This window comes from Luteimonas aestuarii (assembly GCF_004357985.1).
Classification (GTDB): Bacteria; Pseudomonadota; Gammaproteobacteria; order Xanthomonadales; family Xanthomonadaceae; genus Luteimonas; species Luteimonas aestuarii.
Map to the genome: position 1 here is coordinate 1 of NZ_SMTF01000023.1, position 14,810 is coordinate 14,810.

Consider the following 14,810-nt stretch of genomic DNA (forward strand, 5'->3'; position numbering starts at 1 on the left):
CTCCTTCTCCACCAGCTTGAGCAGGGTGCGCGCGGCGGTCAGCGGCTGCACCGGCTGGTCGGTGACCACGTGCAGGGCCCGGTTGGCGCCCATCGCCAGGCCGTTGCGCAGGTGCGCCTGGGCGTCGGCAGGGGCGATGGTGGCCACGATGACCTCGGTCGCGATGCCCTTGTCGCGCAGGCGCAGGGCTTCTTCCAGCGCGATTTCGTCAAAGGGGTTGGGCGAGAGCTTCACGCCCTCCGTGACCACGCCGGACCCATCCGGTTTGACCTGGACGCGGACGTTGTAGTCCACCACGCGCTTGTAGGCGACGAGAATCTTCATCCTGCGGGAATCCTTTGTAGGGCGCCCATGGGCGCGACCAGCGTGAAGCCTGCGGCGGCGCCCGAGCGAGGCACCAAGCGGCGGATTTTACCGGTCGGGGCGCGGCAACGCGAATGCGACCGGCATCGTTCGTTGGTCCGATGGCGAGCCGGGAGGCGGAGGTTAGAATTCCAGACAGACTACCAACAGGACATGCGCTGATGTCGCCAACCACAACAGCTGCCGGGCGCGGCGAAGGCAAGGTGTTTCCGGACGCCGCGAGTGCTCTGGACGGCCTTGTCGCCGATGGACAGATCCTCGCGGTCGGCGGTTTCGGGCTTTGCGGCATTCCCGAAGCGCTGATCGCGGCGCTCCGCGATTCCGGCGCCAAGGACCTGACTGCGATCTCCAACAATGCCGGTGTCGACGGCTTCGGCCTCGGCCAGCTTCTGGAAACGCGCCAGATCCGCAGGATGATTTCGTCCTACGTGGGGGAGAACAAGGAGTTCGAGCGCCAATACCTCGGCGGCGAGCTCGAGCTGGAGTTCAACCCCCAGGGCACGCTGGCCGAGCGCCTGCGTGCCGGTGGCGCCGGCATCCCGGCCTTCTTCACCCGCACCGGCTACGGCACGGTGGTCGCCGAGGGCAAGGAGACGCGCCAGTTCGACGACGGCCACTGGTACGTGCTGGAAACCGCGTTGAAGGCCGACGTGTCGCTGGTCAAGGCCTGGAAGGCCGACAAGGCGGGCAACCTCGTGTTCCGCAAGACCGCGCGCAACTTCAACCCGGCCTGCGCGATGGCCGGCAAGGTCTGCGTGGCCGAAGTGGAGGAATTGGTGGAGATCGGGGACATCGACCCCGACCACGTGCATCTGCCCGGGATCTACGTGGACCGCATCGTCGTCAACCCGACCCCCGAGAAGCGCATCGAGCAGCGCACCGTCCGTCAGGAGAACAAGTGATGCCCTGGACCCGCGACGAAATGGCGCAGCGCGCCGCCCAGGAACTGACCGATGGCGCCTACGTCAATCTCGGCATCGGCCTGCCGACCCTGGTGGCCAACTTCATTCCCGATGGTGTGGACGTGTGGCTGCAGTCCGAGAACGGCCTGCTGGGCATCGGCCCGTTCCCCACCGAGGACGAAGTGGATGCGGACCTGATCAATGCCGGCAAGCAGACGGTCACGGCCCGCAAGGGCGCCAGCTACTTCGGCAGCCACGACAGCTTCGCGATGATCCGTGGCGGCCATATCGACCTGGCGATCCTCGGCGCCATGCAGGTGACCGACAAGGGTGACCTGGCCAACTGGATGGTGCCGGGCAAGATGGTCAAGGGCATGGGCGGGGCCATGGACCTGGTGGCAGGCGTAAAGCGGGTCGTGGTGCTGATGGAGCACACTGCGAAGGACGGCAGCCACAAGATCCTGCCCGAGTGCACCCTGCCGTTGACCGGCGTGGGGGTAGTGGATCGGATCATCACCGACCTTGCCGTGTTCGACGTGGTCGAGGGCGGCGGCCTGGTGCTTCGCGAGGCCGCGCCGGGCGTGACCGAGGAGGAGTTGGCCGCCAAAACAGGGGTCTCCTTCACACGTTGAAGGTGCCGTTGTTCCTGAATCGCTATTTAACTTCCGGCCATACAGGGGCGGGCGTATGCTGCCAGAATGCCCTCTGCCGGGGGGCTCCTTCACATCGATATATAAAGAAGAGTACGCGACATGCGCATCTATCTGGCCGCCATCGCCCTGACTGGCACCTTGTTGGCGGGCTGCAGTTCCGATTGGGACCCTGCCCGGGCTAGCAAGCAGAAGAACTTCGTCGATTCCGCGCAGGGATCAGAGCAACCCGTCGCGACGCTGGCGACGCGACAGTCCAAGACGTCGTTTGCGTCACTCCCCGATCGTGGTGAGCTGCTGAACTACCCGAAGGATCGTGAGGTCCGGCGCAGTGGTGCGTATACCTCGTATCCGGTTGAGATCAGCGAAGCGCATGCGCTCAATGCGATTGCTGCGGGCGGCTTGCGGCTGGACACGCCTGATGGCAAGCCGGTCAACGTGGCCTTCAATCGAATCGAAGAGCACCCGGACGGCAACTGGAGTTGGGTTGGTCAGAGTGACAACGGTGACCACGCCGTACTGACCTTTGGCGAAACTGCCGTTTTTGGCGAGTTTTCGTCTGCGGGCAAGTCGTATCGGGTCACCACGCGTCGCGGCAGTGCGTTTGTCGTCGAGACCGACCCGCGGATGCTGACGAGCAACCCAAGCCACCATGGCGATGGGCCGGAATTCCTGATCCCGCCCGACACGTCCAGTTCCGCCGCGAGTGCTGCCGGCGGCATGGTGATGGCGGCAGCGGATGCCACTGTTGCACCGAAGTCAGCGTCCGCAGTTGTCGATCTGGCACTTGGCTACACGGCAGGGATGGTTGCAACGTATGGCAACGAGCCAACCGCGATTTCACGCGTCACCAGTTTGGTCGCATTGGGCAATGCCGCCTATGAACGCAGTGGCGTCAACATGCGTTTACGTCTTGTCCATGCCATGCGCGTGGAGTACGCCGACAATACCGACAACGCCGACGCGTTGCAAAAGCTGACCGGTTACAACAGCACGACGCGGCAGTTCACCACGCCGGACCCTGCATTCAATGCCCTGCGTTCAGCGCGCGACCAGTACGGTGCTGATTTGGTGGCGCTCATCCGCCCTCATCGTGCTCCTGAACAGAAGGGGTGCGGAATCGCATGGTTGATCGGTGCCAACCAGCGGCCGATCACTGCTGCCGACGCGCCGTTCGGCTATTCGGTGGTGAGCGACGGGTCCGATCTGGACGAATCAAATAGCAACACGTACTTCTGCAGCGAGTATTCGCTCGTGCATGAGCTCGGCCACAGTATGGGGCAGGCCCATAACCAAGAGAACAGTGAATACGTTGGTGCCCACCCGTATTCGTATGGGTACCGCGAAGCGGCGGGAAATGGGTTCCACACGATCATGGCCTACCCGCTGGCCAACAATAGTCAGACCGAAGTTCCGTACTTTGCGACACCGGCGATTGATTTTTCACCTGGCCGACCGCTAGGCATAGCAAATGTCGCTGACAACGTGCGGAGTTTGAATCAGACAATGCCAGTTGTTGCGACGTTTCGAGCAAATGTCGTACCGGTTGGCCGCAAGCTTGACGTCTACATTGTCAAAAAGAGCGGCAATGGCTCGACTGAGATTCACTCTTTGAATCGCGACACCAACTATACGACTTTCAATCGTCACATAGCCAGCGCTCTGCACACCACGCCCTCTGACGAGTCCTGGGTGTTTTTGTTTGGCGACTACAATGGCGACGGCGTGGCTGATATGTATGCGATCAACAAAGTTGGCGCATCAGGCAGGACAGAGGTGCATATCCTTAGCGGAGCGACGAATTTTTCAACGTTTCTGTTGAATACGACGACAGCGATTCATCAAACTGGCGTCAATAATCAATGGGAATACATGCTTGGGGACTACAATAGAGACGGTCGCCCCGATCTGTATGCCATCACGCGTAGTGGTGCTTCTGGACGTGTAGAGGTCCATGTTCTCAATGGGGCAACTACGTTTAGTACCTTTCTTTTGAATAGTGCGACAGCCTTGCGTAGCGAATCACCTGGTTATGCTTCGGCCTTTGACTTGGCCGACTGGAACTCGGACGGCAGGCCGGATCTTTTCTACTTCGCCAAAAATGGGTCGTCAGGAAGAACCGAGGTTCATGTTTTGAGCGGAGCGGACGGTTTCTCAAGTTTTCTTCTGCAGACGGCGACGGCGCTAGGCCAGACCGGCACCGCTGACAGGTTCAAGTTTTTGGTTGGTGATTACAATCTGGATGGAACGTTGGATATCTACGTGATCGAACGCACCGGTGCATCGGGTAGAACTGAGGTTCACGTTCTGGACGGACACACCACGTATCAATCCTTCTTATTGAATGCCGCGAGTGCCCTGCACCAGACGGGTATTGATCAAGCGTGGAACTTCAGGCTGGTTGAGCAGAACTAGGTGCTTCCAGATGTCAACCCTAACAAGGGGTCTGGTGATTATCATTCTGTCGTGGCGCTCATGGTCAACCCGTGCATAGGATGGGATGTGGTAGGCGTAGCAGAGGTCAATTACAGATTTTGATAGTTCGGCCCCGCACCACCCTCCGGCGTGACCCATTCGATGATCTCGTATGGGTCCTTGATGTCGCAGGTCTTGCAGTGGACGCAGTTGGCGGCATTGATCTGTAACCGCTTGCCGTCGCCATCGTCGACGATTTCATAGACCCCTGCCGGGCAGAAGCGCGTGCAGGGGTTGTCGTATTCGACGGCGCAGGTGGTGACGCAGATCGAGGTGTCCATCACGCGCAGGTGCACGGGCTGGTCCTCGTCGTGCTCGGTGGCGGCGTAGTACACGCCCTGGAGGCGGTCGCGCGGGGCGAGGCTGCGTTCGACGTAGTCGCGTTTCGGCTGCTCGTGCTCGCCGACCTTGTCCAGCGACGACCAGTCCGCGTTCACCTTCAGCGTCCAGGGCGAGAGGCCGCCGGTGATCGTTTCCCAGCCGCCGTTGAGCAGGCCGAACCACAGGCCCTTCTTGAAGCCGGGCTTGATGTTGCGGACGGCGCGCAGTTCCTTCATCGCATCCGAGGCGCGCAGCTTCGCATCAAAGCCTTCGGGTGCCAGTGCGCCGGCGGCAAGGTGCTCGGCGGCCAGCACGCCACTGCGGATCGCCTGGTGGGTGCCCTTGATCTTGGGCACGTTGAGCAGACCCGCGGTGTCGCCGATCAGCAGCGCGCCGGGCATCTCCACCTTCGGCAGCGACTGCCAGCCACCGGTGACGATGGCGCGCGCGCCGGCCGAGAGGATGCTGCCACCGTCGAGGATCGGTTTGATCAGTGGGTGGTTCTTCCACTGCTGGAAGGCTTCCCAGGGCCGGTAATGCGGATCGGCGTAGTCCAGCCCGCTGACGTAGCCCAGGGCGACCTGGTTGTTGTCGAGGTGGTACAGGAAGCTGCCGCCATAGGTCTTGCTGTCGGCCGGCCAGCCCAGCGTATGCACGATCTTGCCGGGCGACACGCGCCCTTCCGGCACCTGCCACAACTCCTTGATGCCGATCGAATACGCCTGCGGGTCGCTGTCCTTGTCCAAGGCGAAGCGCTTCACCAGTCGCTTGGTCAGGTGTCCGCGTGCGCCCTCGGCCAGCACGGTGACCCTGGCATGGATGTCGATGCCGGCGGTGTAGCCGGGTTTGTGGGTGCCGTCCTTGGCCACGCCCATGTCGCCGATGCGCACGCCGATGACTTTGCCTGCTTCGTCGTGCAGCGTCTCGGCGGCGGCGAAGCCGGGGTAGATCTCCACGCCCAGCGCCTCGGCCTGCGGTGCCAGCCAGGCGCACATGGCGCCCAGCGAAACGATGACGTTGCCATGGTTGCGCATGCCCGGCGGCACCATCGGGAACTTGCGGCCGCCATCCCGGGTGAAATACCAGAACTCGTCCTCGGTGGCCGGCACGCACACCGGCGGCGGGTTGTCGCGCCAGCCGGGGAGCAGGGCGTCCAGCGGACCGGTTTCGATCACCGCACCCGACAGGATGTGCGCGCCGATGGTGCTCGACTTCTCGATCACGCAGACCGAGATGGCCGGGTCCAGCTGCTTGAGGCGAATGGCGAAGGCAAGCCCGGCGGGGCCGGCTCCCACGGTGACCACGTCGTATTCCATGACATCGCGTGGGGTGTCGGCATCGGATGGCGTATTCATGCAGGCTTTCCGGAAGGCGTGGCGTGATTGTCGCGTTTGAAGCGTGCAGGCCGCAAATCCGCATCGGCTACGATGGCGCGATGGCCTCGCTGGCACCGATCAGACTGGAAGGCGCCGACGTCGCGTTGCATCCGGCATGGCTGGAACCTGCCGATGCGGACGCGCTGTTGTGCACGCTGCGTGACGACCTGCCGTGGGAAACCCACCATGTGCGCCTGTTCGGACGCGACGTGCCGTCACCGCGACTGAGCTGCTGGATCGGCGACGCCGGCACCAGCTATCGCTACTCCGGCGTCCGTCACCAGCCGCTTCCCTGGACGGAACCCCTGCAAGCCGTGCGCTGGCGCCTGGAACGCGAGACGGGGCACCGTTTCAACAGCGTGCTGGCGAACCTCTACCGGGATGGTCGCGATGCCATGGGCTGGCATAGCGACGACGAACCGGAACTGGGGCCGCGCCCGGTCATTGCGTCGGTCAGCCTGGGGGGCACCCGGCGCTTCGTGCTGAAGCATCGCGAGGTGCCGACGCGGAAGCTAAACCTGCCGTTGCCGCATGGCAGCTTGTTGCTGATGCGCGGCGACACCCAGCGCAACTACCGCCACGCCTTGCCGCGCACTGCCCTGTCCGTGCTACCACGGATCAACCTGACGTTCCGGCACGTCCACGCAACGCCATAGGGGTACGGCCGGTGCTCAGGGGTGCACATGGCGTGGCTGAGGGTGCCGTCGCTCAGCGCGGTGCCTGGCGCGGATGCGCGGTGCGCTCGTGCGTATCGCCCGTCACCAGCACCCAACCGGACAGGTCGCGTCCCACTTCCGCCAGTGCCCGTGAAAAGGCTTCGACGACCTGGGCGATGTCGGTGCCCGAGCTCGGCTCGGCATGTAGGAAGGTGCGCGAGGCGACGATGCCCTGGTCCACCGCGTGCACCAGTTTCGCGTTCACCTCGATGGTCGCCGCGGGCAGCATGCCGCCGGCGTAGTCGGCCTCGAAGCGACGCACGTCCAGCGCCAGGCGGTAATCGGCCGCGAATCCGGTCCCTTGGCGGGCGACGGCTGGCAGCTTGCCCGAATCCTCCAGGGCGCGCAGCAGGGTGTCCTGCAGCATGTCCGTGGGCGTCTTGGCCCAGCTTGCACCACGGTAGACCTGCAGCTCGTCCGCCGTCGGCCGCACGGCAATGCGGAAGCTGTCGATCATGCGCGCGGCGGACGGCGGCGCCAGCGACAGCTGCCAGTCCACGGCCGGCCATGCCGGATCGGCCTGGATGCGCGGGTCGGGTGCGTAGATGGTGGCGCGCTCGCGCGCGCTCCGGTCGTTGCCGGTCAGCAGCGCACAGGACGTCAGCGAAGCAAGGGCCAGCACGGCGGCGAGCAGGCGCAGCATCATGGTTCGAACTCCTTGGGTGCGTCGCGACCCAGCAGGTAGCGGGCAGGATTGGCGTCGAGGCGGTCGCTGATGCGCCGCAGGTCGCGGATCAGCGACCGCAGTTCGCCCAGCGTCGGGCCCAGTTGCGACAGGCCGTCGTTGGCGAAGCTGCTGATCGCCGCGCGGTTCTCGTTGAGGATGTTGTCGGCGCCCTGCGCGGCGGAATCGAGTCGCTGCAGCGTGCTGTCGAGCTTGGCCACCAGTTCCGGCAGGTTCTGCGCCAGTTCGCGGTCGAACGTGGTCATCGCCGCATTGGTGGTGGTGAGCGTCTGCTCCAGCTGCTCACTGGCGCGACGCGCGTTGACGATCAGCTGCCCGATGTCTTCGCGCTGCCCGGCCACCGCGCCCGTCATGCCCTCCAGGCTTTCCAGCGTGGCGGAGATGCGCGCCACGTTTTCCTCGCTCAGGACCTGGTCGAGGCGTTCGACCAGGCGGTTGGCGGTATCGGCGATGTTCTGCAGCGCGGAAGGGGCGGTCTGGATCACCGGCAGCTCGCCGTCGCGGCGCGGGCGCAGCTCCGGTGCCTCCGGGCTGCCGCCGGTGAGCTGGATGATGGGCGGCCCGGTGAGGCTGGTCATCGACATGCGGGCGCGGGTATCCGCGCGGACCGGCGTGGTCGCCTGCAGCTTCAGCCGCGCGATGACCTTGCGCGGATCGTCCGGCGCCAGCATGAGGTTGTCGATGGTGCCGACGGCGATGCCGTTGTACTGCACGCTGCTGCCTTCGGACAGGCCGGTGACCGGCTCGTTGAAGATCACCAGGTATTCGTTCCAGCTGCGGTCGGAGGAGTATTTGGCCGCCCAGAGCGAGAACAGCAGCAGGAACACCGACACCGCGATGGTGAAGGCGCCGATCAACACGTAATTGGCCTTGGTTTCCATGTCAGCTGTCTCCGCTGCTGCGTTCGGCGGCTTCGCGCGCGGCGCGTCCGCGCGGGCCGTTGAAGTAGTCCTGCACCCAGGGGTGGTCGAGCCGTTCGATCTCCGCGATCGGCGCGACCGCGATCACCTTGCGCTCGGCCAGCACCGCGACGCGATCGCAGATAGCGTACAGGGTGTCCAGGTCATGGGTGATGAGGAACACGGTGAGCCCCAGCGCTTGCTGCAGGGTGCGCGTCAGGTCGTCGAACGCGGCGGCGCCGATGGGATCCAGGCCCGCCGTGGGTTCGTCGAGAAACAGCAGGGGCGGGTCCATCGCCAGCGCCCGCGCAAGGCCGGCGCGCTTGCGCATGCCGCCGGACAGTTGAGACGGCAGCTTGTCGATCGCGTCCGCGGGCAGGCCCGACAGCTTCACCTTCAACAGCGCCAGCTCGTAGCGCAGGCTGGGCGGCAGCTCGGCGTAGTGCTCCTTCAGCGGCACCTGCACGTTCTCGCCCACGCTGAGCGACGAGAACAACGCGCCGTCCTGGAACAGCACGCCGGTATTGCGTTCGACATGCAGCTGGTCGTCCGCATCGTCGGAATGCGGGTCCACGCCCAGCACTTCGATGGTGCCCGCATCCGGCCGGCGCAGGCCGATGATCGAGCGCATCAATACCGACTTGCCGCTGCCGGAACCGCCGACCACGCCGAGGATCTCGCCACGTCGCACGTCGAGGTCCAGCCCGTCGTGGACCACCTGCGACCCGAACTGGGTGCGCAGGCCGCGCACGCGGATCACCGGCGCGTCATCGGGCGCCGCTTCGCAGGCTTCGGCCGGGGACGGTTTCCGATCCATCGTCACCAGCCCATGTGCATGAACCAGATCGCGGCGATCGCATCCATCACGATCACCAGCGAGATCGTCTGCACCACGCTGGACGTGGTGCGCTCGCCGACCGATTGCGCGGTGCCTTTCACCTGCAGGCCTTCCAGGCAGCCGATCAGCCCGATCACCAGCGCGAACACCGGTGCCTTGGCCATGCCGATGATGAAGTGCCGCAGCTCCATCTGCTCCTGCATGCGTGCGAGATAGGCCTGGGGCGGGATGTCTAGGCTGAACACGCCGACCGACAGGCCGCCGAGCAGGCCGGCGATCATCGCGATGAAGGTCAGCAGCGGCAGCATCACCAGCAGCGCGATGATCCGCGGCAGCACCAGCAGGTCCATCGGGTCGAGGCCGAGGGTGCGGATTGCGTCGACTTCCTCGCGGCTGACCATCGCGCCTATCTGCGCGGTGAATGCGCTGGCGGTGCGGCCGGCGAGGAGAATGGCGGTCAGCAGTACGCCGAACTCGCGCAGGAAGGCGATGCTGACCAGCTCGACCACGAAGATGGTGGCGCCGAAGTCCGCCAGGATCTGCGCGCCCAGGAACGCGATCACCGCGCCCACCAGGAACGAGAGCAGCGCGACCAGCGGCACCGCGTCCAGGCCCACCTGCTCCATGTGGTGCACGGTGGACGTCAGGCGGAAACGCCGCGGCTGCACCACCGTGCGGCCCAGCTTGACCAGCGCCTCGCCGAGGAAGCTGACCAGCGCCACGATCTCCTTGCCGTTGTCGTGCATCGCGTAGCCGAGGCGACCCAGCGCCGCGGCGAACCCGTACTCGCGCTTGCCTTTCGGCCGGTCGTCGTGCACGTCCTCGATGGCGGCGACCAGTGCGTGGTGGTCGTCGTGGAAGCGGATGGCACTGAAGTCCAGCTTGCGGCGGTCGGCGAAGCGCAGCAGTTGCAGCACGCCCAGCGAATCCAGCCGCTCCACGCCGCTCGCGTCGAGCGTGGCCACGCCATCGGGCGCGCCGCGCAGTGCGGCGCCGATCTCGCTGGCATGGTCGAGCGTCCAGAGGCCACGCAGCACGATGCGCCCGCCATCTTGCGGATCGGATTCGGCGGTGGGCGCCTTGCGGACCGGTGGAGTCATGCCTTCGAGGGAGTGGGGCTGCGATGACGCGAGGAGGATACAGGCTACGCGTGATGGCGGGCTGGATGCCCGCTGCGCGGGCGCTGCAGGCGTGTCATCCTTTGTCGATGACGCAGCCGGTCCCCATCACCGCCAGCTATGCCGCCCGCATCGCTTTCATGGTCGAGCTGGCCGAGCACCTACACGCCTATGGCACCACGTCGCAGCGCCTGGAAGCGGCGATCGTGTCGGTGGCCCATCGGCTGGGGCTGGAATGCGAACCCTGGGCCAACCCCACCGGCATGATCCTGACTTTCAGCGATCCGCAGCGACCGCCCGGGGACAGCGATTCGACGCGTGTGATCCGATTGCCACCTGGCGATACGGACCTGTACCGGCTCTGCGAGGCCGACCGCATCACCGAGGAAGTGGTGGCGGGCCGGCTGGGCCTGTCCGAAGGCCACGCCGCGCTGCGCGCGCTGGAGCGCGAGCCCAGCCTGCGCGGGCACCTGATGCAGGTGGCCGGCTTCGGCCTGGCCGCGGCCGGCGTGGCGGGACTGCTGCGGCTGCCTTGGCTGGACATCGCGACGGCCGCGCTGATCGGCCTGGTCGTCGGCCTGCTCGACTGGTTCGCGCGCAAGCGGCCGCGGCTGAAGGAGGCGGGCGATGCCGTTGCCGCCATCGTCGCCGGCTCCATCGCGGTGTGCGTCGCCAGCCTGGTCGGGCCGCTGAACCTCAATACCGTGGTCATCGCCTCGATGATCGTGCTGATGCCGGGCCTGGCCCTGACCAATGCATTCAGCGAGCTGACCAGCCAGCACCTGGTATCGGGCACCGCGCGCTTCGCCGGTGCCGTCGCGACCCTGCTCAAGCTGACCGTGGGCGTGATGATTGCGCTGACGGTGGCGCAACTGGCGGGGCTGGAGCCGCAGGTGCGCGCACTGCGGCCGCAGCCGGACTGGGTGGAATACGTGTCCGTGCTGCTGGCGGCGTACGCGTTCGCGGTACTGTTCCGCGCCGACCGTCGCGATTACCTGCTGGTGATGCTGGCCGCGATCACCGGATACACCATCTCGCGGGTGGTGGGCACCACGCTGGGCAGCCCGATCGGCGTGTTCCTGTCGGCCATGGTGATCACCGTCGCCGGCAACGGCTATGCGCAGTGGCGGAACCGGCCCGGTGCCGTGATCCGCGTGCCGGGCATCATCATGCTGGTACCGGGCAGCATCAGCCTGCGCAGCCTATTGACCCTGATGCAGCAGCAGGACGTGGGGGCGGGGCAGGAGGCGGCGATGACCGTGCTCAACGTGCTGCTCGCACTCATCGCCGGCCTGTTGATCGGCAACCTGGTGACTCCGGCGCGGCGGAGTCTGTAGAGGGCTGCTTCGGCAGCGGCGAAGGAATGCGCGAAAAGAAAAACGCCGGCGTTGCCGGCGTTGTTCTAAATGGGTCGGGAATCGAGCGGATTTATTTCTTCTTGATCAGGAAGTCTTCCGGCTTCTTGCCCTTCTTCAGCTGCTCCGCCATCCAGCGTGGATGCTTGCCGCGACCGGTCCAGGTTTCAGACGGCTTGGCCGGATTGCGATACTTCGGCGCGACCTTGCCGAACTTGCGGCCCTTGCGTGCGGCAGGCTTGCTGGTGGTGGCCGCCTTGGCCTTGGTGGTGGCCTTTCCGCCGAACAGTTCGGCGATGGTGTAGCCCTCGGATGCTGCGAAATCGGTGATGCGCTTGCGGATGCCGGCGATCGGCTTGCGCTTCTTCAGCGTGGTCTTGCGTTGTTTCGCCTGCGCGATCAGCGCGTCGAGTTCCTTCGCCGAAAAGGCGTTGAGGTCGAATGCCATTCAAATACTCCGGGTAATGAAAAGATTATGTCCCGTCCATGGCACGTATTCATGATAAAGCAATCGCCGACGCGTGCACAAAGCGATATCGCCGAAGCGCGCGCATTGGGTGAGGGAGGCCCGGGACATCGCCGATTCGCCGGTGATTATCGACGACACCATTCTCAGGAAAATCACGCATCTTTCTAAGGCGCCCCATGGTTGCTGGAACCCCTGACGAACGCGACCATTACTTGCACTGCCACTCCGGCCATGCCGAAGCGCTGGTCGATCCGGGGGGTTGTTTTCGTTCTTCTCCCGAGTCAGGGGACGCCCAGTGCGCCTTCCGTGGCCACGCCGCGACTTGCGGTGGCATGGGACGTGCGCCACCGCGCGGCGGGGCCGCCCTCTACGGGGAGAAGAACCCTTCTTTTCCGAATGGATTGGAGTCCATGGTTCCCGGAATGACTGGCTGCATCGCCTGCTTCGCAGGCGCGGGGATGACGTGCAATCGCGTGGTGCCCGGACGAGCCCGTGCTCCCCATGCGCCTCCGCCGACGCTGGCTGGAACGTCGCCGCGTGCGAGTGCTTGCGCCAGGCGATGTGGCAGGGTGCGGAACTCAACCCCCCGCGATGCGCGCAAGGACCGCGGCCCTGTCGAGTTGTTCGGCCTCGGCTGCGCTGCGTGCGCGGTACTCGAACGTGCCTGCCGCCAGGCCACGCTCGGACACCACGATGCGGTGCGGGATGCCGATGAGCTCCATGTCCGCGAACATCGCGCCGGGGCGCAGGCCGCGGTCGTCGAACGCCGTGTCGATCCCGGCCGCGTTGAATTCGCGGTGCAGTGCCTCGGCGGCGGCGGTGACTTCGGCATTGCCCTTGGGATTGATCATGCAGACCACCGCGCGCCACGGTGCCATCGCGTCGGGCCAGCGGATGCCGGCCTCGTCGTGGTTCTGTTCGATCGCCGCGGCGACGATGCGCGACACGCCGATGCCGTAGCAGCCCATCGCCGGATGCACGGCACGGCCGTCGGCGTCCAGCACGGTGCAACCCATCGCCTCGGAATACTTGCGGCCCAGCGCGAATACGTGGCCCACCTCGATGCCGCGGGCCAGCGCCAGCGTGCCGTTGCCGTCGGGCGACGCGTCGCCGGCCTGCACGTTGCGGATGTCGGCGGTGTCGTCCGGCTCGGGCAGGTCGCGGCCCCAGTTCACGCCTGCGATGTGGAAACCCGCCTCGTTGGCGCCGACCACGAAATCGGCCATCGCCGCGACGCTGCGGTCGGCGACCACGCGGATCTTCTTGCGCGGATTGAGCGGACCGAGGAAGCCGGGCGTGCTGCCGAGGTGTTCGAGGATCTCGGCTTCGGTGGCCAGCCGGTAGTCGGCCAGGCCGGGCAGCTTGGCCAGCTTGATCTCGTTGACGGTGTGGTCGCCGCGCACCAGTGCCAGCACGAAGCCGTCATCGCCCGTCACCGCGACCGACTTCACCGTGCGCTGCAGCGGGATGCCGAGCAGGGCGGCAACGTCCTCGCAGGTTTTCTGCATGGGCGTCTCCACCCTGCGCAGGGTTTCCGTCGCGGCGGGGCGTGGACCGGGCGAGACCGCTTCGGCCAGTTCGACATTGGCGGCGTAGTCCGACGACTCCGAGAACGCCAGTGCGTCTTCGCCGGAATCGGCCAGCACGTGGAACTCGTGCGAGGCGCTGCCGCCGATCGCGCCGGTGTCGGCGAACACCGCGCGGAACTTCAGGCCCAGGCGGGTGAAGATGCGCGTGTACGCGTCGTACATGTTGCGGTATTCGCGCTGCAGGTCGTCGTCGGACACGTGGAACGAGTAAGCGTCCTTCATCACGAACTCGCGCGCGCGCATCACGCCGAAGCGCGGGCGGATCTCGTCGCGGAACTTCGTGGTCACCTGGTAGAAGTTCACCGGCAATTGCTTGTAGCTGGAGAACTCCTGGCGGAAGAAGTCGGTGACCGCTTCCTCGGCGGTGGGCGTGAAGCAGTAGTCCTGCTCCTTGCGGTCGCGGATCTTGAGCAACTGCGGGCCGAACTTCGCCCAGCGGCCGGTCTCTTCCCACAGCTCCTTCGGCTGCACCGAGGGCATCGCCATCTCGATCGCGCCGGCTGCGTCCATCTCCTCGCGCACCACGGCCTCCACCTTGCGCAGCACGCGCAGGCCCAGCGGCGACCAGGTGTACAGCCCTGCGGCCAGCTTGCGGACCATGCCGGCCTTGAGCATCAGCTTGTGGCTGGTGATCTCGGCGTCGGCAGGGGTTTCCTTTTCGGTGCGGAGGTGGAACTGCGACAGGCGCATGGCAGGCGTCGTGGAATGCGGGACGCGCATTGTGCCACGCAGCACGGGGCGTCCCGGCGGCCGTGGCGGCTACTGCGCGGGGGGCGGATCGCGTGGATCGAAGGTGTTGCGGCGCTCGAGCGTGCCGACATCCACGGTCTCGTAAGGGCGCCCGGTCGGTGGGGTGTCGGTGAGCTGCAGCGTGCCGGCGTCGTCGCGCCAGCGGTAGAGGGAGGTGCCGGCGGAAGCGGGTCGGGAGGCCGCTGGCTCGCGTCCGGCCGCGGCGTCGGGTGTGCCGGTAGCCAACGGATCGCTGCGCCCCAGCCACCAGACCACGAGGCCACCCGCAACGATGCCCAGCGCGATGGCCCAGCCCAGGCGCATG

General features: G+C 65.7%; 14 protein-coding genes. 5 read left to right on the forward strand and 9 right to left on the reverse strand.

From position 1 onward, the window contains the following. A partial coding sequence (locus tag E2F46_RS16730) for an electron transfer flavoprotein subunit beta/FixA family protein (protein ID WP_425599849.1) occupies window positions 1–324 on the reverse strand: 324 nt, incomplete at its 3' end. Between the two features lie 200 nt (window positions 325–524). Between E2F46_RS16730 and E2F46_RS16735 the strand changes: the two genes are divergently transcribed. The 3 genes from E2F46_RS16735 (at window position 525) to E2F46_RS16745 (ending at window position 4,330) form a co-directional block, all read left to right on the forward strand. Continuing rightward, on the forward strand, window positions 525–1,265 hold the full coding sequence (locus tag E2F46_RS16735) for a CoA transferase subunit A (RefSeq protein WP_133323726.1): 741 nt from the start codon (window positions 525–527) through the stop codon (window positions 1,263–1,265). Then, window positions 1,265–1,897, forward strand: a complete 633-nt coding sequence (locus E2F46_RS16740) for a CoA transferase subunit B (protein WP_133323727.1) — start codon at window positions 1,265–1,267, stop codon at window positions 1,895–1,897. The genes E2F46_RS16735 and E2F46_RS16740 overlap by 1 nt, the downstream gene beginning before the upstream one ends. Window positions 1,898–2,017: 120 nt before the next feature. Then, window positions 2,018–4,330, forward strand: coding sequence for a reprolysin-like metallopeptidase (locus E2F46_RS16745; protein WP_133323728.1), 2,313 nt, complete (start codon window positions 2,018–2,020; stop codon window positions 4,328–4,330). Window positions 4,331–4,440: 110 nt separating this feature from the next. Here the strand turns inward: E2F46_RS16745 and E2F46_RS16750 are convergent, their stop codons facing one another. Beyond that, on the reverse strand, window positions 4,441–6,066 hold the full coding sequence (locus E2F46_RS16750; RefSeq protein WP_133323729.1) for an electron transfer flavoprotein-ubiquinone oxidoreductase: 1,626 nt from the start codon (window positions 6,064–6,066) through the stop codon (window positions 4,441–4,443). An 80-nt stretch (window positions 6,067–6,146) separates the two neighbouring features. On the opposite strand from E2F46_RS16750, the gene E2F46_RS16755 reads away from it, so the two are divergent. Beyond that, window positions 6,147–6,743, forward strand: coding sequence for an alpha-ketoglutarate-dependent dioxygenase AlkB family protein (locus tag E2F46_RS16755; protein ID WP_133323730.1), 597 nt, complete (start codon window positions 6,147–6,149; stop codon window positions 6,741–6,743). 52 nt (window positions 6,744–6,795) lie between these two features. On the opposite strand, the gene E2F46_RS16760 is transcribed toward E2F46_RS16755, so the two are convergent. From E2F46_RS16760 to E2F46_RS16775, 4 genes are read right to left on the reverse strand one after another with little or no spacing between them, the layout of a single operon-like run. Then, window positions 6,796–7,449 carry an ABC-type transport auxiliary lipoprotein family protein gene (locus E2F46_RS16760; protein WP_133323731.1) on the reverse strand — a complete coding sequence of 218 codons (654 nt, stop codon included), beginning with the start codon at window positions 7,447–7,449 and terminating at the stop codon, window positions 6,796–6,798. Next, entirely contained in the window at window positions 7,446–8,369 is a 924-nt protein-coding gene (locus E2F46_RS16765; RefSeq protein WP_133323732.1) for an MlaD family protein, read from the reverse strand. Before E2F46_RS16765 ends, E2F46_RS16760 begins: the two co-directional genes overlap by 4 nt. A 1-nt stretch (window position 8,370) precedes the next feature. Continuing rightward, the gene (locus tag E2F46_RS16770; RefSeq protein WP_133323733.1) at window positions 8,371–9,204 is read right to left on the reverse strand and encodes an ABC transporter ATP-binding protein; all 834 of its coding nucleotides are present in this window, start codon (window positions 9,202–9,204) and stop codon (window positions 8,371–8,373) included. A 2-nt stretch (window positions 9,205–9,206) separates the two neighbouring features. Continuing rightward, window positions 9,207–10,325 (reverse strand): ABC transporter permease, encoded by a 1,119-nt coding sequence (locus E2F46_RS16775; protein ID WP_133323734.1) that lies wholly within the window; start codon window positions 10,323–10,325, stop codon window positions 9,207–9,209. A gap of 101 nt (window positions 10,326–10,426) precedes the next feature. Here E2F46_RS16775 and E2F46_RS16780 point away from each other — a divergent pair, with 101 nt between their 5' ends. Further along, the gene (locus E2F46_RS16780; RefSeq protein WP_425599850.1) at window positions 10,427–11,680 is read left to right on the forward strand and encodes a threonine/serine exporter family protein; all 1,254 of its coding nucleotides are present in this window, start codon (window positions 10,427–10,429) and stop codon (window positions 11,678–11,680) included. A 91-nt stretch (window positions 11,681–11,771) separates the two neighbouring features. Here the strand turns inward: E2F46_RS16780 and E2F46_RS16785 are convergent, their stop codons facing one another. From E2F46_RS16785 to E2F46_RS16795, 3 genes are all read right to left on the reverse strand, one after another. Continuing rightward, the gene (locus E2F46_RS16785) at window positions 11,772–12,146 is read right to left on the reverse strand and encodes an H-NS histone family protein (RefSeq protein ID WP_133323736.1); all 375 of its coding nucleotides are present in this window, start codon (window positions 12,144–12,146) and stop codon (window positions 11,772–11,774) included. Between the two features lie 599 nt (window positions 12,147–12,745). Next, window positions 12,746–14,446, reverse strand: coding sequence for a proline--tRNA ligase (locus tag E2F46_RS16790; protein ID WP_133323737.1), 1,701 nt, complete (start codon window positions 14,444–14,446; stop codon window positions 12,746–12,748). A 69-nt stretch (window positions 14,447–14,515) separates the two neighbouring features. Beyond that, window positions 14,516–14,809: a DUF4124 domain-containing protein gene (locus tag E2F46_RS16795; RefSeq protein ID WP_165967510.1), complete on the reverse strand. Its 294-nt coding sequence runs from the start codon at window positions 14,807–14,809 to the stop codon at window positions 14,516–14,518. Window position 14,810 lies beyond the last annotated feature (1 nt).